At 57.5% G+C, this 16697-nt stretch carries 16 protein-coding genes; 6 read left to right on the top strand and 10 right to left on the bottom strand.

The window, feature by feature from the left end:
• Window positions 1-40 precede the first annotated feature (40 nt).
• From GOX45_RS05615 to GOX45_RS05585, 7 genes are all read right to left on the bottom strand, one after another.
• The gene (locus GOX45_RS05615) at window positions 41-619 is read right to left on the bottom strand and encodes a holin family protein (protein WP_171098821.1); all 579 of its coding nucleotides are present in this window, start codon (window positions 617-619) and stop codon (window positions 41-43) included.
• Window positions 610-1221, bottom strand: a complete 612-nt coding sequence (locus GOX45_RS05610) for a holin-associated N-acetylmuramidase (RefSeq protein WP_171098819.1) — start codon at window positions 1219-1221, stop codon at window positions 610-612. Before GOX45_RS05610 ends, GOX45_RS05615 begins: the two co-directional genes overlap by 10 nt.
• A 115-nt stretch (window positions 1222-1336) precedes the next feature.
• Window positions 1337-1783, bottom strand: a complete 447-nt coding sequence (ccmE, locus tag GOX45_RS05605) for a cytochrome c maturation protein CcmE (protein ID WP_171098817.1) — start codon at window positions 1781-1783, stop codon at window positions 1337-1339.
• 7 nt (window positions 1784-1790) lie between these two features.
• Window positions 1791-2819, bottom strand: a complete 1029-nt coding sequence (gene argC / locus GOX45_RS05600) for an N-acetyl-gamma-glutamyl-phosphate reductase (protein ID WP_171098815.1) — start codon at window positions 2817-2819, stop codon at window positions 1791-1793.
• Window positions 2820-2913: 94 nt separating this feature from the next.
• The gene (locus GOX45_RS05595; protein ID WP_171098813.1) at window positions 2914-3723 is read right to left on the bottom strand and encodes a glutamate racemase; all 810 of its coding nucleotides are present in this window, start codon (window positions 3721-3723) and stop codon (window positions 2914-2916) included.
• 8 nt (window positions 3724-3731) lie between these two features.
• Window positions 3732-4607, bottom strand: coding sequence for a lysophospholipid acyltransferase family protein (locus GOX45_RS05590; protein ID WP_171098811.1), 876 nt, complete (start codon window positions 4605-4607; stop codon window positions 3732-3734).
• A gap of 77 nt (window positions 4608-4684) precedes the next feature.
• On the bottom strand, window positions 4685-8104 hold the full coding sequence (locus GOX45_RS05585) for an indolepyruvate ferredoxin oxidoreductase family protein (protein ID WP_171098809.1): 3420 nt from the start codon (window positions 8102-8104) through the stop codon (window positions 4685-4687).
• 171 nt (window positions 8105-8275) lie between these two features.
• On the opposite strand from GOX45_RS05585, the gene GOX45_RS05580 reads away from it, so the two are divergent.
• From GOX45_RS05580 to grxD, 6 genes are all read left to right on the top strand, one after another.
• On the top strand, window positions 8276-9184 hold the full coding sequence (locus GOX45_RS05580) for a LysR family transcriptional regulator (RefSeq protein ID WP_171098807.1): 909 nt from the start codon (window positions 8276-8278) through the stop codon (window positions 9182-9184).
• Between the two features lie 279 nt (window positions 9185-9463).
• A complete protein-coding gene (locus tag GOX45_RS05575; protein WP_171098804.1) occupies window positions 9464-11719 on the top strand; it encodes a mechanosensitive ion channel family protein in 2256 nt (751 codons plus the stop codon).
• Between the two features lie 179 nt (window positions 11720-11898).
• Window positions 11899-14058, top strand: a complete 2160-nt coding sequence (gene purL / locus GOX45_RS05570) for a phosphoribosylformylglycinamidine synthase subunit PurL (protein ID WP_171098802.1) — start codon at window positions 11899-11901, stop codon at window positions 14056-14058.
• A gap of 147 nt (window positions 14059-14205) precedes the next feature.
• Window positions 14206-14442, top strand: coding sequence for a BolA/IbaG family iron-sulfur metabolism protein (locus GOX45_RS05565; protein WP_039530494.1), 237 nt, complete (start codon window positions 14206-14208; stop codon window positions 14440-14442).
• A 1-nt stretch (window position 14443) separates the two neighbouring features.
• Window positions 14444-14629 carry a hypothetical protein gene (locus GOX45_RS05560; RefSeq protein ID WP_171098800.1) on the top strand — a complete coding sequence of 62 codons (186 nt, stop codon included), beginning with the start codon at window positions 14444-14446 and terminating at the stop codon, window positions 14627-14629.
• A 24-nt stretch (window positions 14630-14653) separates the two neighbouring features.
• Window positions 14654-15016 (top strand): Grx4 family monothiol glutaredoxin, encoded by a 363-nt coding sequence (gene grxD / locus GOX45_RS05555; protein ID WP_171098797.1) that lies wholly within the window; start codon window positions 14654-14656, stop codon window positions 15014-15016.
• Here the strand turns inward: grxD and GOX45_RS05550 are convergent.
• The 3 genes from GOX45_RS05550 to GOX45_RS05540 are packed head-to-tail and all read right to left on the bottom strand — an operon-like array spanning window position 15013 to window position 16501.
• Window positions 15013-15363 carry an MliC family protein gene (locus GOX45_RS05550; protein WP_171098795.1) on the bottom strand — a complete coding sequence of 117 codons (351 nt, stop codon included), beginning with the start codon at window positions 15361-15363 and terminating at the stop codon, window positions 15013-15015. The genes grxD and GOX45_RS05550 overlap by 4 nt on opposite strands.
• Window positions 15360-15755 carry a cell division protein ZapA gene (locus GOX45_RS05545; protein ID WP_171098793.1) on the bottom strand — a complete coding sequence of 132 codons (396 nt, stop codon included), beginning with the start codon at window positions 15753-15755 and terminating at the stop codon, window positions 15360-15362. The genes GOX45_RS05550 and GOX45_RS05545 overlap by 4 nt, the downstream gene beginning before the upstream one ends.
• Window positions 15755-16501, bottom strand: a complete 747-nt coding sequence (locus tag GOX45_RS05540) for a hypothetical protein (RefSeq protein ID WP_171098791.1) — start codon at window positions 16499-16501, stop codon at window positions 15755-15757. Before GOX45_RS05540 ends, GOX45_RS05545 begins: the two co-directional genes overlap by 1 nt.
• Between the last annotated feature and the right edge of the window lie 196 nt (window positions 16502-16697).

The following is a 16697-nucleotide window of genomic DNA, read 5'->3' as shown; positions in this document are numbered from 1 at the left end:
TTCACTTTCAATCCAGACGTCGCGCACAAAGTGTCGCGGTTCAGGGCGTTCTTAGACGCCGCCAGTCCTCTAGCGCCTTGTTTTCATCCGGGTCAGATACATGCTGCATCAGTTCCGCATCCGTCCCGGGATCTGCCGCGCCGGGGGTGTTGCTGCGCATCTGCTCCAGCCGTTGCAGGTTCGATAGGACGGTGGGCACCCGCATCATCGTGGCGCTGATCTCACGTTGCAGATCCTGCACCTTGGCCTGATGTCGCGCCCCGAAATAGAACGAGACAACAACGCCCAGCAGCCACCATAGTGGTTCGGGCACAAGCGCAATGCCCTGCATCCGCGCGGCAAACCAGATCGGGTCGATCATGGCGGCAGCAAACAGCGCCAGGGTTCCAAGCGCCAGCGCCGGCCGTGGCAGACGGTTGAGCCCGTCCATGAAACGGTCAAACGCGCCTTTCTGAGGGATTTGGAACTCGGCCCCAAATTGCCCGACGGCCTGACCCTGCAAGGTCGCTGCGCGCTCGGCTCCATGTTCAGCGTTTTCTCGAAAGATTTCAGTCGTTTCGCGGATCACGTTACGCTCAATCCCAAACAGAAACCCCAAAATGTTCGAAATCAATCCCATGCTGCCACCCTTTTCTGAAACTCTACCCGGCTCAGATGATAAGTGGGCGACAGGAACTCCTCGGCCCGCTTAATCCAGCCACCTTTGTTCCCGGCACGGGTGCGCGCGAATTTCCGAAGGTTCGCCCGGCGGTCTGCCAATCGGAAGTAATAATTCCGCCGCGCCACCCCATAGGCATCGCGCAGCGCCAAAGGATCAGGATTGGCTGCCTGCTTGGCCGCCCGTCCGGTCTGCGGCCCCATGACGCCGTCAACGACCACATTGAACCCCATCTGTCGCAACAGGCTTTGCAACAAGCGAACGGCCTGCCCGCCTGCGTTCACATACATGTCGAACACCGAAGGTTGCAGGTGTTCAGGCACCAAGGCCAATCTGGGCTTTTCGAAATAATGGCGTATGAATATATCCACCGCCTGCGCGCAGCTCAGCATCTGAGCGTCATCGCGCGACACTGCGCCGTCCCCGTTCAAATCCAATCCAAGCCGTCGCATTGTATGGATCGTCACGCCATATTTCGTTGCGCCACCCGGATCGTCAGGGTCGTCCACGAACCCGCCCTCGCGATGCACTATGTCTTGCGCAATTCGTCGAACTGTCTGCATGATGTCTCCGCCTTTACGATGCGGGCAGACTGGTCGATGCGCGTTAACAGGTTCTAAGACAAAAGGGCGCTGTGAACCGCAATCCGCAACGCCCTTTTTCAATATCAGTCGGGTTTTACCCGTCGGTCGCTTCTTTGTAGACGCCCTGTTCCTTCAACGCGTCCACGACCTCTTTCGGCATGTAGGTTTCGTCATGTTTGGCCATAATTTCAGTGGCTTCGAAGACGCCATTGATGTAGTTGCCCGTGCCGACCATGCCCTGATTTTCAGAAAACAGATCCGGCAAAACGCCAGTGAAAGACACCGGCACGCTCTCACCGCCATCAGTCACCACAAAGCGCACGGTTTCACCCTGCCCGCGCACGATCGAGCCTTCTTCGACCAGTCCACCTATCCGAAACACTTCGCTGGGCTGCGGCGGCTCCGCGATGACCTGACTGGGTGAGCGAAAGAAATTGATCCCGTCGCGCATGGCATAACCAATCAACACGGTCGCCAACACCAGCGCGGCTGTGGCCAGCAATACGACTTGGACGCGACGACGTTTCTTGAGCGTTTTCATGTCATCCTCATGGGAATAACGGGGCCATCATCAGACCGGTGGTTTCGACCTCACCTAACATCAGGTTTGCGTTCTGCAAGGCTTGGCCGCTGCTACCTTTTGTCAGGTTATCCAAGGCACCCACCACAATGGCCCGCCGCTCGACCCGGTCCGCGACAACACCGATATGGCAGAAGTTCGAACCTCTCACGTGATGGGTCGAGGGTGTTTCGCCGAATGGTAGAACTTGAATGAACGGCTCAGCCTCATAAGCGGATTTCAGCGTTTCATAAACACTTTGCGGGTCACCCTTCACGTAAGTCGTGGCCAAAATCCCCCGGTTTGCCGGCAGCAAATGCGGGGTGAACTGCACATGAACCGGGCGTCCTGCGATCTTGGAAAACTCCTGATCGAACTCGCCCAGATGCCGGTGCGTGCCACCAACCGCATAGGCGTGATAGCCCTCGCTCAGTTCCGCATGCAGCAGGTTTTCCTTCAACGACCGACCAGCGCCCGAAACGGCGCATTTGAGGTCCAGAATGATGTCATCCAGATCAATGACGCCAGCGGACACCAGAGGCCGCAAAACGAACTGACCCGTTGCCGCGTTGCAGCCAGTGCCAGCCACAAGCCGGGCGGTGCGGATCTGATCCCGACAGAACTCGGTCAGGCCGTAAACAGCCTCTGACTGCTGCTCAAGCGCGCTGTGCGGGTTGCCGTACCACTTTTCATAGGCCTCAGCGTCCTCAAGCCGGAAATCGGCAGACAAATCAACGATCTTGAGATCTTTTGGCAGCGCGCGGATCACGTCCTGGCTGGTTTTATGGGGCAGCGCGCAGAAACACAGATCGATCTGCGAAAAGTCGATTTCCGAGATTTTGCACAAATCCGGCAGGTCCATATGGCGCAGATGCGGAAAGACCTGGGCCATCGAAAGCCCTGCCTTACGCTCGGCGGCCAAGGCAACGATGTCCATGTTCGGGTGCTCGGCAATCAGCCGCACCAGTTCGGCGCCGGTATATCCCGAAGCGCCCAGAATTGCGATTTTGTGGGTCATGTCAGACCTCTTTCATCTTGATGTCACATGTCACGACCGCCGATGCGACGGTCATTGGTTTAAGGGTCAGGAGTTGCGCCGTCCTTGATGCAGGTCAGGCGGCTTCAAACTTGATTTGTCGTCGGAGGAACTGCGTGGCGCGGTCGCTGACCATATCGGGCTTTCCCGTCGTCAGAAACCCGCCCGGACCGTCGCCCAACATGTTGGGATGACGCTGCAAATAGTCGCCCAGACTGTCCGCCACCAGCGTTCCCTGACTGTACACCTGAACATCCGGTCCCAATGCCTTCTGGAACGCCTCAGCCATCAGGGGATAGTGCGTACAGCCCAGAATGGCCGCCTGAGGCGACGGCATTTTGCGTTTCAGCGCGTCCACATGACTGCGCACCAAGGCTTCGGCCAGGATCATGTCACCGTCTTCGATGGCATCGACCACCCCACCGCAGGCCTGTGCTTCGACATCGACACCAATGGCCCGGAACGCCAATTCGCGTTGAAAAGCACGGCTTGAAACCGTGGCCGGGGTGGCAAACAAGGCCACATGCTGCACCTTGACCTCGCGCGGGGGCGAGTTGTCGCCCCATTGGCGTTCGGTCAAAGCCTCGATCAGAGGCACAAAAACCCCGAGCACGCGCTTGCCTTCGGGCACGCCTTCTTCCTGCATCCGCCGCAACGCCGCTGCGCTGGCAGTGTTGCAGGCCAGAATGACCAGATTGCACCCGCGCTCCCACAGGTCATGAACCGCGCGGCGCGTCAGTTGATAGATATCTTCCGCGTCGCGCACACCATAAGGCGCGTGCGAACTGTCGGCGTAATACAGGAAGTCCACGTCGGGCAGCCGTTGCTGCGCGGCGTTCAGAACGGTCAGTCCGCCCAAACCGGAATCAAAGATACCTACTGCCATGTCTTAACTCAGGCGCGATGCCGTTCCTCGAATTCATAGCCATAGTCATACGACTTCAATGGCGTCGGAGACAGCTCATACGTGGCTTTGCGCAGGAAATCCATCATCTTGCGCGTGTCTTTGCCCAATGGGTCCAAAACATCACGACCAATTGGCTCACCGATCACCACCTTGACCGGAGTATCGACGCGCTTTTTGAACTCTTTGATCAACAATCCCATCCGCAGCGTGCTGTGCAGATGGCTGGCGATCTGGAACAGGCGCGAGGTGTGGCCGTCAAAGAAAACAGGCACAACGGTCGCGTCAGATTTGGCCACCATCCGCGCAGTGAACCCGCGCCATCCGGGGTCCATCGGGTGCGAGAACGGCTTTAACCCAGTGCTGACCGTGCCACCCGGAAAGATCCCAATGGCCCCCCCCGCACCCAGGTAGTTCAGCGCGGTTTTACGTGTCTCGAGGTTCAGCTTCATCGCCTCTTTCGTCTCGTCAAACGAGATCGGTAGGATGATGCGATTCAGATCTTCGGCCTTGCGAAAGACACGATTGGCGAGGATTCGAAAATCCCCTCGGGTTTGGGACAAGATATGTCCCATCATCAAGCCATCGAGAATACCATAGGGATGGTTTGCGATCAGGATCAGCGGGCGGTCCTTGGGAATGTTTGACAGCGCGCCACCAACGATGTCCAAACTCAGCCCATAGCGGTCGACCATCACCTGCCAGAAGTCCCGGCCAGACGCGACTTCTCGATCATATCCATCCGCGCGTTTGATCAGACGCAAACGTCCAGTGGTATTCTCGATCAGTTTGATCACCATCCGCCCACCCTTGGTTTCGGCGGAATAGGCATAGGAAATGTCACGAACAACATGACGCGAGCGCATTGTGGTCTCCGGTTTGCGGTCTGCTTGTTATTTTATGTGACAGATTTGCCCAAGTAACGTGACAAGGGCGTGAAGCTTCACTCTGCCGCAGTCTTTAACTCAGGACCGCCTGACCGGATCAGCGCCAACAATTCTTCCCTTCGCTTTGCTGCTTTGGCCTCATTGGCCGCAAGGACCGGGCCAAACCCGCGGATCTCAAGGGGCAGCTTTGCCAATGCCTCAATCGCGTCGCGTGTTTCAGAAGTCAGTTTGGGCAGAACCTCCTTCATGTCCTTTTCGTACTGTTTGATCAGCGCCCGTTCCATCCGGCGCTCGGCAGTACGGCCAAACGGGTCCAGCGGCGTGCCGCGCAGGGATTTCAAACGCGCCAGCAGCTTGAACAGCCTCAGATACCCTTCACCAAATGCCTTTTTCACAGGACGCCCGTCAGAACCGGCCTTGGACAGAACTGGCGGTGCCAAGTGGAAGGTCATTTTGAAATCGCCATCAAACTCGGCCCGCGCCTTTTCGCGGCTGCCCAGCAATAGACGCGCGACCTCGTATTCGTCCTTGTAAGACAGCAGCTTGTGATAACCTTTGGCGACAGCCTCTTTGACGGCCTCATCTTCGATTGAATTGACCAGTTTGGTGTATTTCCTAGCCAATCGGGCGCTTTGATACTGTGTCAGGTGACCGGCACGGAATGCGATCAATTGATCCAGCGTCTTGGGCAGGGATGTTACGTTCGGTGCAAGGATCTTTGCGACCTCTTCGGGATGCAAGACAGCCCAGCGGCCAACGGCAAAGGCGCGTTTGTTGCGCTCGACCGCTGTGCCGTTCAGGTCAATGGCCTGTTCGATCGCGTCCCAGGACAGCGGAATCAGACCACGCTGCCAAGCCGCGCCAAACACCATCATGTTGGAATAGATCGAATCCCCCATAACCGCGCGCGCGAGATCCGAAGCATCAAAGAGATCCACATCCTCCTTCAGACGCGCCTTGAGCGCCAGCTCCAACCGGTCGCTTGGGATCTGAAATTCGGTATTGCGGGTGAAATCTCCGGTCACGATCTCATGGCTGTTTACCACTGCCCCAGTCTGGCCCTGACGGGTTAGCCCCAATGTCTTGGCCCCGGCTGACACAACCAGATCGCCCCCGATCAGTGCATGCGCCTCACCGGTTGCCACGCGAATGGCGCTGATGTCCTCGGGGCGCTCTGCCAAGCGGCAATGGATGTGAACCGCACCGCCTTTTTGCGCCAGCCCCGCCATTTCCATCATCCCGGCGCCCTTGCCGTCGATTTGCGCGGCTTGTGCCAGAAGCGCACCGATGGTGACAACGCCGGTACCGCCGACACCGGTAATTACGATGTTATGGGTTCCCTTGATGACCGGCAGATCAGGCTCGGGCAGATCGGGCAGATCAATTTCGGTGGTGGCCTCTTTACGGATTGTCGCGCCTTCGAGCGTTACAAAAGACGGGCAAAACCCTTTGAGGCAAGAGAAATCCTTGTTGCAACTGGATTGGTCAATGGCCCGTTTGCGCCCAAGTTCGGTCTCTTTCGGCACGATGGACACACAGTTCGACTGTACCCCGCAATCGCCGCAGCCTTCGCAAATGTCGGTGTTGATGAACACACGCTTGTCTGGGTCCGGGAAGGTGCCCCGCTTTCGCCGCCGGCGTTTCTCTGCAGCGCAAGTCTGCACGTAGACGATGACCGAAACCCCCTCAATGGCACGGAACTTTTCCTGAACCTGCATCAGTTCGGCCCGTTCATGCGTCTCGACATCCGAGGGCAAGGCCTTGAGGTTCACATCTTCCTTTTCGTCATAAACCAGCGCCACGGTTTTGACGCCCATAGCGCGCACTTCGTCCACGATCCGTTCCGCAGTCAGACCCCCTTCGTTGCCCTGCCCGCCCGTCATGGCAACCGCGTCGTTGAACAGGATCTTGAAGGTGATGTTGGTGTCGTTGGCCAAAGCGGCCCGGATGGCCTGAACGCCCGAGTGGTTATAGGTGCCGTCGCCCAGGTTCTGGAACACATGCTCTGTGGTGGAAAACGGCGCTTCACCGATCCAGTTCGCACCTTCGCCGCCCATCTGGGTGAACCCCGTCGTCTCGCGTTCCATCCACTGCACCATGTAATGGCATCCGATCCCGGCATAGGCCCGGCTGCCTTCGGGCAGTTTGGTCGAGCTGTTATGGGGGCAGCCCGAGCAGAAATAGGGCACACGTTCAGCAATGTTCTGAGCATTATCGGCGCGTCGTGCCTCGGTCAGCTTGCTGAGACCCGCGCGGATACCGTCCGTTTCGCGGCCTTCTTCGACCAGGATATCACCCAGTTTTTCGGCGATCATGATCGGATCAAGCGCGCCGCGCGTCGGGAACAGTTCTTCCCGGTGCAGCGCCCCGGCCCCGCCTTTGTACCAGCCGTAAACGCGCCGCCCGCGCCGGTCGTCAAAGATAGCCTCTTTGACCTGCACTTCGATCAGCTTGCGCTTTTCTTCGATGATAACGATCAGGTCCAGACCTTCGGCCCAATCGTGAAACCCTTTCATATCTAACGGGAACGTCTGGCCGATTTTATAGGTTGTGATCCCCAGGCGCTCGGCCTCGGCCTCATCAATGTTGAGCAAAGACAAGGCATGCGTCAGGTCCAGCCAGTTCTTGCCCGCAGCCACCAGCCCGATCTTGGCACCCGCTTTGCCCCAGACGCGTTTGTCCATCCGGTTTGCGTGCGAGAAGGTTTCCGCCGCAAAGCGCTTGTAGTCGATCATCCGCGCTTCTTGCAGGTGGGGCGTATCGCCCAGGCGAATGTTCAAGCCTCCTTCGGGCATATCAAATTCAGGGATCACCACTGAGGCCCGGTCCGACCTGCCATCGACGACCGAGGTGACCTCGATCGTGTCTTTCATTGTCTTGAGCCCGACCCAGACACCGGCAAAGCGGCTGAGAGCAAAGCCGTAAATGCCATAATCCAGGATCTCTTGCACACCGGCGGGGCTGACCACCGGCATATACATGTCGACCATCGACCATTCCGACTGGTGCAACACGGTCGAGCTTTCGCCCGTATGGTCATCGCCCATCGCCATCAGGACACCGCCCAAAGCGGCCGTTCCTGCCATGTTGGCGTGGCGCATTACATCACCTGATCGGTCAACGCCGGGGCCTTTGCCATACCAAAGCCCAAAGACGCCATCGTATTTGCCGTCGCCGCGCAAACCGGCCTGTTGACTGCCCCACAGTGCCGTGGCGGCCAGATCTTCATTCAACCCGTATTGAAAGGTGACGTCGTTTTCCAGCAGTTGCCTCTGCGCCCGGTTCATCTGCTGATCAACCGCGCCCAAGGGTGAACCTCGGTATCCGGTGACCAGTCCGGCGGTGTTCAGCCCTGCTGCGCGGTCCCGCTCTTTCTGCATCAGCATCAGACGTACAATCGCTTGTGTGCCGTTTAAAAGAATCGGACTTTTGCTTAGATCGAACCGGTCATTCAGCGATACTTTTGGCTGACTCATTCAGACGTCTCCCCTCGTCGGAAAATACTGCCACATTGTTCATCTATTTTAGGTCATATATTCTGACCTGTATAGGGAATTTCCGCTCGCACGTTTCCGATTCCGGGTTTGCGTGTGGAATTTGTTACCTGTTTCATATAGGTCGGCCAAAGAATAACGAAAGTTGCAAAGATGGATTGGGACAAGCTTAGAATATTTCACGCGGTCGCGGATGCGGGCAGCCTCACGCATGCGGGTGACAAGCTCAATTTGTCTCAATCCGCCGTGAGTCGTCAGATCCGAGCGCTGGAAGAATCGCTGGATGTGACCCTGTTTCACCGTCATGCAAGGGGTCTGATTCTCACCGAACAAGGCGAGCTTTTGTTTGATGCAACCACGGCCATGTCCAAACGGTTGGACACAGCCGCCGCGCGCATCCGTGACAGCGAAGACGAGGTCTTTGGCGTTCTGCGCGTCACCACTACCTTTGGCTTCGGTACCCTGTGGTTGGCCCCGCGCCTGCCCAAGCTTTACGAGCAATATCCCGACCTGAATATCGACCTGATGCTGGAAGAACGGGTGCTGGATCTGCCCATGCGTGAGGCTGACGTTGCCATCCGTATGAAAGAACCCAGCCAGGCCGATCTGGTGCGCAAACGCCTGATGACAGTTCAGATGTTGCTTTATGCCACCCGCAGCTATCTTGATGCGCATCCCGAGCCTTTGGAAAGCCTCGAGGACATCTCGAAACACCGTCTGATCTGTCAAACGCCCTCTGCCCCGCAGGTCGGGGCCAGCGCCACTTTGGTGCGCCACCTAATGACCTATAACCCCGGGTCGTTGCTGACGGTAAACAACTATTTTGGTGTTCTGCAGGGTGTTCTGCATGATCTGGGCATCGGCGTTCTGCCTGACTATGTGACCGAGGATTTCCCCGATCTTGTGCCGGTTCTGCCCGATATCGACAGCACCGACGTGCCGGTTTACCTCGCCTACCCCGAGGAACTGCGCCATTCCAAGCGCATCGAAGCCTTCAGGGATTTTGTGCAGGATGAAATTATCGCGCATCGCAAACACCTGAGGCAGTTGGGAAAAATCTAGCTATGCGCTCACGACATAGCGGGCATGTTTTATTAACCAGTAAAATACCTTGATCGTTCACCAAGTGATCCCTAAATGAGCAATCGAAGGCGGTGATGCTGAAACGCTCATCATCTTCATACCTCCCTGTTGGACTACGGCCGAGCTTAGTGCTCGGCCTTTTTTTTTAGTTTTTTGGTTTTGCATGAGCCCAGGGCTGTGAAACTGCTGGGAAATTTCAGTTCACATGCCTATGATCCCGAAAAAACAATCAAATTTATTGTGATCGAGGACAACTCAATGCGCGACACCCTTCGCCTTTTGGCGGCACTAATTTCATTGGTGCTGCTGGTCGGACCATTGCAGGCCCAAGTGCCATCAACATCATCAAGCTCTGCCCCGACAACAGTGACCATCCCCGAGGACCTGACACCCGAACAGGTCGATGATCTTGTCGCGCGCATGTCGGATGATCAGGTACGCTCGATCCTTTTAGAGCGCTTGGATGCGGTAGCCGAGAAAAACGCGGCGGAAGCTGAAGATCGCGAAGATCCCATCACCGAGATCAATGAGATCTGGGCCGAGATGGTCGCCTCGTGGACACATGTTTTTGTCACTATTCCCAACATCTTTAGTGCGCAGGCCGAGGCCGTTAGCAACTTCGTCGGCACGTTTGGCAGCAATGGCGCACTTTTGTTGCTAGGGTTAGTGGCCAGTGTTCTGATTGTAGGGTTCATCGCGGAAAAGCTGTTTGGGCTTTTTACTCGCAAGTGGCACGCGAAATCAGATGTCGCTTCAGAGAACGATCTGTGGGGTGCCGTCAGGTATCTGTTTGTCCGGTTTTGTCACGAGATCGCTGGTCTGGTCGTGTTCTACGTGGTCATACGCGCGGTTGGACGTGGCCTTCTGACACCCGAGCAGATCGTATATGCTGCTCCGTTTGTGTTCTATCTTATCTGGATTCCGCGTTTGGGTGCAGCAGCGTCGCGCTTTGTGTTGGCCCCGAACAAGCCCGAATACCGTTTGGTGAACATCGACGACCATTGGGCAAAATACCTGCATCGCAACCTGATCGGCCTGCTGATCCTGATCGGCTTCACACTGTTCCTGCTGCACTTCAATCGTTTGAACGGCATCACCGGTGGGGAAACACGCATCGGGTTCTGGCTGAACGCGGGCATTCACATCTATATCGGTCTGATTGCCTGGACCGCACGGGATGGTCTGACCCAGATGATGTTGGGCACAGACCCTGACCACACCAAGTTCGACGAGGAAGTGGCGCGGTATTATCCCTATTTCGCCATTGCAGTGTCCGCAGTGATCTGGCTGTTGGTCGAGTTTCTGGCAGCGCAGCGTGACCCGGTTATTCGCGCAATACTCCTGTCGGGTGCTCATTTCACCACCATGTTCTGGCTGCTGATCGCGCCGGCGCTGGATACACTGATCCGGGGTCTTGTGCGCCACCTGCAGCCACCCATGATGGGTGACGGACCCGTGGCGGAACGCGCCTACCGCTCGACCAAACGCAGCTATATCCGGATTGGCCGCGTTATCGCGGGGATTCTGGTGATCCTGATGATCGCCAAAGCCTGGAACCTGAACCTTCAGGAAATCGCAGGTGGTGGCGCTGAAGAAGGCAGCCGTTTGATCCAGTTCTTCATCATTGCGGCCATTGGCTACATCCTGAACGAACTTGTCTCGCTATGGATCAACCGCCGCTTGGCCAAGGAGCAGACTGCCGCAGAACAGAGCCCGGACGAAGAAGCCGGTGAAGGCGGTGGTTCGGGCGGATCGCGTCTGGCCACAGTTCTTCCGCTGCTTCGCGTGACCGCGCAGGTGGCGATTGCAGTGATCTTCGCCCTGCTCGCGCTTGGGGCTCTGGGGCTGGACATCACCCCGCTGCTGGCCGGTGCCGGTATCCTGGGTCTGGCCATCGGTTTTGGTGCTCAGAAACTGGTCTCGGATATCGTGGGCGGTATCTTCTTCCTGATCGATGACGCGTTTCGCGTGGGCGAATATGTCGATGTGGGTGGTACTGCAGGTACCGTCGAAAAGATTTCGATCCGGTCGATGCAACTGCGTCACCACCGCGGCCCGGTGCACACGATCCCTTATGGTGAGATCCAGAAGCTGACCAATTTCAGCCGCGACTGGGTGATCATGAAACTCAAGTTCACCGTTCCTTTCGATACCGATCCCAATAAGGTCAAGAAAATCTTTAAGAAGATCGGCGCCGAGATGATGGCGGATGAAACCCACAAAGATGGGTTCCTGCAACCGTTCAAATCTCAGGGCGTCTTTGACTTTGACGATGTTGGCATGATCATCCGCGGTAAGTTCATGGCCAAGCCCGGCAAGCAGTTCACCCTGCGCAAAGAGATCTTCAACCGGGTCAAGGCAGCGTTCAACGAAAACGGTATCGATTTTGCGCGCCGCGAGGTACGCGTTGCGATCCCAGGTCTGGACGAGGCCGAGGCGCTGACGGAAGAACAAAAGGCGGCAGTAGGCGCTGCGGCGGCCGACGCTGCAAACAAGGCGCAGAATCCGGCTTAACCACCGTGTCGCAGCCGGTGGCGCTCACAAGACGCCACCACAGAATAGACGGAACCGGCCCCATCGTCGGTTCCGTTTTTCTTTGCCGCTACCAACCTGCGCGGGTTTGGCTCTTTCCACAGCCCGCGCCTTGCCCTAAAAGGCCCGAAAACTCGGCCCATTTGAACACAGGACAGAAGATGCAAGAGCCCGCCATCACACCCGATCTGATTGCTGCACATGGGCTCAAGCCCGAGGAATACGACATGATCCTCGAGATCATCGGGCGTGAACCAAGCTTCACCGAACTGGGCATCTTTTCGGCCATGTGGAATGAGCACTGCTCGTACAAATCCTCCAAGAAATGGTTGCGCACCCTGCCCACATCGGGCCCGCAGGTGATCTGTGGCCCGGGGGAGAATGCAGGCGTTGTTGATATTGGTGACGGTCAGGCCGTGGTCTTCAAGATGGAAAGCCATAACCACCCCTCGTACATCGAACCCTATCAAGGTGCGGCCACGGGTGTGGGTGGCATTCTGCGTGACGTCTTCACCATGGGCGCGCGCCCCATCGCCTCGATGAACGCGCTGTCCTTTGGCGAACCCGGGCACCACAAGACCCGTCAGTTGGTGAACGGCGTGGTGGAAGGCATCGGCGGTTATGGCAACTGCTTCGGCGTACCTTGCGTGGGCGGTGAGGTCCGGTTTCACCCGGCCTATAACGGCAACTGCCTTGTAAATGCGTTCGCCGCAGGCCTCGCAGACAGTGACAAGATCTTCTACTCCGCTGCCTCCGGGATCGGGATGCCCGTTGTCTATCTTGGTGCGAAGACCGGTCGTGATGGTGTGGGCGGCGCAACCATGGCCTCGGCCGAATTCGATGACACGATCGAAGAAAAACGCCCCACGGTTCAAGTTGGCGATCCTTTCACCGAAAAGCGCCTGATGGAGGCCACGCTTGAACTTATGCAGACCGGTGCTGTGATCTCGATTCAGGATATGGGTGCTGCGGGCTTGACCTGTTCTGCCGTTGAAATGGGTGACAAAGGTGGTCTGGGTGTACGTCTGGATCTGGAAAACGTGCCCCAGCGCGAAGAGAACATGACCGCCTATGAGATGATGCTGTCAGAATCCCAGGAACGCATGTTGATGGTTCTCAAGCCCGAGCTTGAGGCTGAGGCGCGCGCGGTCTTCGAAAAATGGGATCTGGATTTCGCCATCGTCGGCGAAACAATCGCCGAAGACCGCTTCCTGATCATGCACAATGGCGAGGTCAAAGCCGATCTGGTCCTGTCCAAACTCTCTTCAACCGCACCCGAATATGATCGCCCGTGGGTGCCGACACCCCAGGCCGCGCCGCTCGATGACGTGCCGCAGATCGACCCGATTGATGGTCTGCGCGCGCTTCTTTCCTCGCCCAACTATGCGGGCAAGCAATGGGTCTATGAACAATACGACACCATGGTTATGGCCGATTCAGCGCGCACGCCCGGTCTGGGTGCTGGCATGGTGCGCGTGCACGGCACCGACAAGGTTCTGGCTTTCACCAGCGATGTGACACCGCGCTATGTGCGCGCCAACCCGGTGGAAGGGGGCAAGCAGGCGGTGGCTGAAGCCTATCGCAACCTCACCGCCGTGGGTGCAACGCCCTTGGCCACCACTGACAACCTGAATTTCGGCAACCCCGAAAAGCCCGAGATCATGGGCCAGTTCGTCGGCGCCATTCAGGGCATCGGTGCTGCCGTTGGTGCGCTGGACATGCCCATCGTGTCGGGCAATGTCTCGCTCTATAACGAAACCGATGGTCAAGCGATCCTGCCCACCCCCACCATCGGCGCGGTCGGCCTGCTGACCCACACCGATGAGATCATCGGCAATGAAGTGCGCGAGGGTCACGTGGCGCTGGTGATCGGCGACACCACCGGCCATCTGGGCCAATCCGCCCTGCTGGCCGAGGTCTTCAACCGCGAAGACGGCGACGCGCCGCAGGTTGATTTGGCCGCAGAAAAGCGCAACGGCGATTTCATCCGCGCCAATCGCGAGATGATCAAAGCCTGCACTGATCTGGGTGATGGTGGTCTGGCACTGGCCGCGTTCGAACTGGCCGAAGCCGCAGGCGTCGGCGTCTGCCTCGACGAGGCGCCAACCGAGTTTCTCTTTGGCGAAGATCAGGCACGCTATCTGGTCGCTTGCAACTTTGATCAGGCCGAGGCGCTGATGATCGCCGCAGGTCAGGCGGGCGTGCCTTTGGTATCGGTTGGCCGGTTCACGGGCGACAGCGTCAGGATTGGCAGCGCAGAAGCGCCTCTGAGCGAGTTGACCGATGTCTTCCGCACCAGCTTTGCCTCTGCGGTGGCATAAGCACGCCCACCCCTTCTTCTCATTTCAAATACGGAAAATCCCGCGCTGATCACAGGCGCGGGTTTTCCCGCGCTGCGCCCGCGTCACATCTTGCACGCCCCCGCCCGGCGCTCTACATCTTGGGAAAGACCTTCAGGAGTGACCTACATGCCGATGAGCGCCCACGAGATTGAAACCCTGCTGCGCGAGAGCTTTCCCAACGCGGAAATTCAGGTTGGCGGCAGCGATGGCGTGCACATGTCTGCCATGGTCGTGGACGAGAGCTTTCGGGGCAAAAACCGCGTCCAACAACAGCGCGCGGTCTATGCGGCCTTGAAAGGCAAGATGGACGGCCCAGATGGAGAATTGCACGCGCTGGCGCTGACCACCAAAGTGCCGGAGTGAGATGGAGCATGTGATCGTCATTTTGTTTGCGGTAGTCGGTTTTGGTGCGTTGATCACGCTTTTGGCGTTGAGCCATTCACGAGCCAAACACAAATCCATACTTGGAATGGAAGCGACCGATGTTGACCTTGTAAACAAGGTACAAGCAGAAAACGATCGATTGGAACGCATGAACAAGCGCGATTGAGCGCTGATGACAAGGAAACGCGAAATGACCGATGTAAAAACCCAGATCGACGAAACCGTCAAAGCCAATGACGTCGTTCTGTATATGAAAGGCACCAAAGAGATGCCGCAATGCGGGTTTTCGTCCCGCGTGGCCGGCGTGCTGAACTATATGGGTGTTGACTATGCTGACGTGAATGTGCTGGCGGATGAAGCCGTGCGCCAGGGCATCAAGGATTATTCCGACTGGCCGACCGTGCCGCAGCTTTACGTCAAAGGCGAGTTTGTCGGTGGGTGCGATATCATCACCGAGATGACCTTGTCGGGCGAGTTGGACACTCTGTTTGATGACAATGGTGTCACCTACGACAAGGATGCCGCGGACAAAATCCGCGAAGCCAACGCCTAGCGGCTGGAACAGTCCCTGAACAACAGGGTTTCGGGGGCTGTACTGCCTGCGGGTTGATGGGTGATCGTCGCGTCCCACCCTTTGGACCGCAGCGTATAGAGGCCATTGGCATCCACCGATTCATACTGGATGCCCGACCCGCTGGGAACCTGACGCATTGCGATCAGCTCTCCGTTCAAAACCAATGCCGCCGCCCCGGACCCATCGGATGCGTTGAAATAGGTGACCGGAATGCGCGTATTGTTTTCGCAATTGAAGGCGACGGAAAGAATGTCGATCTCGGCCAGTGCTGCCGACGCGCCAAGCGACAGAGCGGCAGCCAGAGCCAGTTTGGGCAAGCAGGTCATTTCGTGGACTTCTCCTCGATTACCGCAGCCAGAGCTTCAGCCCGTGCAGCCATTTCCGCCAGCGTATCGGTCACCGATGGCGGCACAACCGCAACCTCAATACGTTCCGGTTCAGGCGGAGGGGCGAGACGATGGCGGTTCAATTCGGCCTCGGTTTCGGCCAATTTGGATTCAAGTGTTTTCAACCGCTCATCGGATTCGGCCATTTTATCGGCAAGCATCAGCCCCGCCATGAGCAGCATCCGCGATTCCGGCATCCGGCCAATCTGATCCGATAATACCTGCGCTTCATCGTCCAGCATCTTGGCTGCGGATTGCAAGAACGCTTCTTCACCTTCCTGGCACGAGACATGAAAGCCGCGGCCACCGATATAAATGGTCACTTCGGGCATTACTCCACCTCTCCCTCGGTCAGTTGTGCGCGCGACAATAGCGGTTCCAGACGCGCCAGAACCGCATGAGCTTCGGCAGCATCGGTCGCTTGCGCCGCACGGGTGGCTTCAAGCTCGGCAGCGGTGGCTCGGTTCAAAAGCGCGGCGTCCGGCAAACCGTTCTGTGCGGCCGCGCGCAATTCATCCATCGATGCCCTAAGTTGTTCATTGGCTTTGCGCATCCGCTGCAAATCGTCGTCCAACCGGCTCATCGCGGCGCCATGGCTGCTGCGCTCGGCCCGCAGCATATCAAGCTCTGCGCTCAGCTCTTCTATGCGTTCGCTATCGGCCAGCTCTGCTTTCAGCTGCGCGATTTCCGCCTTCAGCCCGTCAACTTCATCGGTGTTGTCCAAAGCAGCCTTGGCCTCAGCCAATTCCGCACGCGCCGCTTCAACCGACGCCAGCGTTGTCTTCGCTTCGGCCAACTGCTGACGCAGCACATCCATCTCGGGGTCTTTCTCTGGCTCACCCTCTGCCCGCTCCAACTCGGCCCGCAGGTTGTCAATCTCGCTTTGGTGGCGCGTTTCCAGAGTTTTGATCCGCTCATGCAACTCGGCGGTAAGCTGACGTTCCTGGTCAAGCGTCGCTCGCAAACCCTCATCTGAACCGCTGCTCTCCAGGGTTGCTTCTGCCAAAGCGTCGACCCCTGTTCCGATCCGATGCATAGCAACGATAATGCGCCGCTGTAATTCTTCGATTTGGCTCATGCCCCTGTCACCTCTTTGTCAAGGTTCGTATGCGTGGTGACGTCTACGAATCACGCCATGCCATCATCTGTGCCTAGTCTAACGGAATGTATTGGAAAATACCCACTGTTTGCTTTCAAGGGCTTGGGGCGAGTTCTTGAACCAAGCGGCGAGATATCGCCCCGGTTCTGCTTGCACTTTGGCAAGTGAGTGGTAT

Origin of the sequence: Ruegeria sp. HKCCD7255 (genome assembly GCF_013031565.1) — a bacterium.
Classification (GTDB): domain Bacteria; phylum Pseudomonadota; class Alphaproteobacteria; order Rhodobacterales; family Rhodobacteraceae; genus Ruegeria.
This window is presented reverse-complemented; position numbering and strand designations above follow the sequence as displayed.

Coding starts and splice junctions, on each gene's coding strand:
- GOX45_RS05565 (WP_039530494.1), top strand. CDS start 14,206: ATGCCGATGAGCGCCCACGAGATTGAAACCCTGCTGCGCGAGAGCTTT.
- GOX45_RS05610 (WP_171098819.1), bottom strand. CDS start 1,221: ATGCAGACAGTTCGACGAATTGCGCAAGACATAGTGCATCGCGAGGGC.
- GOX45_RS05545 (WP_171098793.1), bottom strand. CDS start 15,755: ATGCCCGAAGTGACCATTTATATCGGTGGCCGCGGCTTTCATGTCTCG.
- GOX45_RS05585 (WP_171098809.1), bottom strand. CDS start 8,104: ATGAGTCAGCCAAAAGTATCGCTGAATGACCGGTTCGATCTAAGCAAA.
- GOX45_RS05580 (WP_171098807.1), top strand. CDS start 8,276: ATGGATTGGGACAAGCTTAGAATATTTCACGCGGTCGCGGATGCGGGC.
- GOX45_RS05615 (WP_171098821.1), bottom strand. CDS start 619: ATGGGATTGATTTCGAACATTTTGGGGTTTCTGTTTGGGATTGAGCGT.
- GOX45_RS05595 (WP_171098813.1), bottom strand. CDS start 3,723: ATGGCAGTAGGTATCTTTGATTCCGGTTTGGGCGGACTGACCGTTCTG.
- GOX45_RS05550 (WP_171098795.1), bottom strand. CDS start 15,363: ATGACCTGCTTGCCCAAACTGGCTCTGGCTGCCGCTCTGTCGCTTGGC.
- GOX45_RS05590 (WP_171098811.1), bottom strand. CDS start 4,607: ATGCGCTCGCGTCATGTTGTTCGTGACATTTCCTATGCCTATTCCGCC.
- argC (WP_171098815.1), bottom strand. CDS start 2,819: ATGACCCACAAAATCGCAATTCTGGGCGCTTCGGGATATACCGGCGCC.
- GOX45_RS05575 (WP_171098804.1), top strand. CDS start 9,464: ATGCGCGACACCCTTCGCCTTTTGGCGGCACTAATTTCATTGGTGCTG.
- ccmE (WP_171098817.1), bottom strand. CDS start 1,783: ATGAAAACGCTCAAGAAACGTCGTCGCGTCCAAGTCGTATTGCTGGCC.
- GOX45_RS05560 (WP_171098800.1), top strand. CDS start 14,444: ATGGAGCATGTGATCGTCATTTTGTTTGCGGTAGTCGGTTTTGGTGCG.
- GOX45_RS05540 (WP_171098791.1), bottom strand. CDS start 16,501: ATGAGCCAAATCGAAGAATTACAGCGGCGCATTATCGTTGCTATGCAT.
- grxD (WP_171098797.1), top strand. CDS start 14,654: ATGACCGATGTAAAAACCCAGATCGACGAAACCGTCAAAGCCAATGAC.
- purL (WP_171098802.1), top strand. CDS start 11,899: ATGCAAGAGCCCGCCATCACACCCGATCTGATTGCTGCACATGGGCTC.